This is a genomic window from Leptolyngbya sp. CCY15150 (assembly GCF_016888135.1).
Classification (GTDB): domain Bacteria; phylum Cyanobacteriota; class Cyanobacteriia; order RECH01; family RECH01; genus RECH01.
The window spans coordinates 1-524 of the sequence record NZ_JACSWB010000039.1; the positions used below are offsets into that span (position 1 = coordinate 1).

Here is a 524-nt window from a genome sequence, read left to right on the forward strand (position 1 = left end):
TAGACTTTATCGGAAATAGGAGAGAAGTCGCTGCCAGTCAACTGTATCTGTAGTTGTTTGGGATTAAGCGGCGGCTCTCAGACTCCGTTGCTTGGCTCGATGAGTCAGGCGGAAATTATGCAAACCACAGCCGGTTTCCATAACGTCATCCACGTAATGATCAACCCAATTACGAAACGGTTGCACCAGAATTTGACACCGCTTGATCCCACCAATGTGGTGTTCCACTTCGACGCGAAGACTGGCAATACCTTGGTTGTTCATCGTCTCAATCGCCGTGAGTGATCCGTTGCGGGGTTTCTTCTTCGGTTGCTGAATGCTCACTCCCTCGGGGGCAAACCCTTGAAACCCCGTATCCTGCCATAGCGTACTACCATCGGGAAACTGCAGGTCTTCCTCATCGGCAATCGCCTTGTCATGCTTCTTGCCTTCGTAGGTGTCACTCAAGTAGCGCACCTTACCCCCACGCTCAGATATGACTAGGTTCTTGACCGTATGCACCTTGCGCTTGCCGCTGTAGTACG

The 524-nt window shown here is 51.5% G+C and carries 1 protein-coding gene; it reads right to left on the minus strand.

What is annotated here, in order from left to right; genetic code table 11:
• Nucleotides 1-63 precede the first annotated feature (63 nt).
• On the minus strand, nucleotides 64-524 hold a 461-nt coding region (locus tag JUJ53_RS00165; protein WP_239124653.1), incomplete at its 5' end, for a transposase family protein.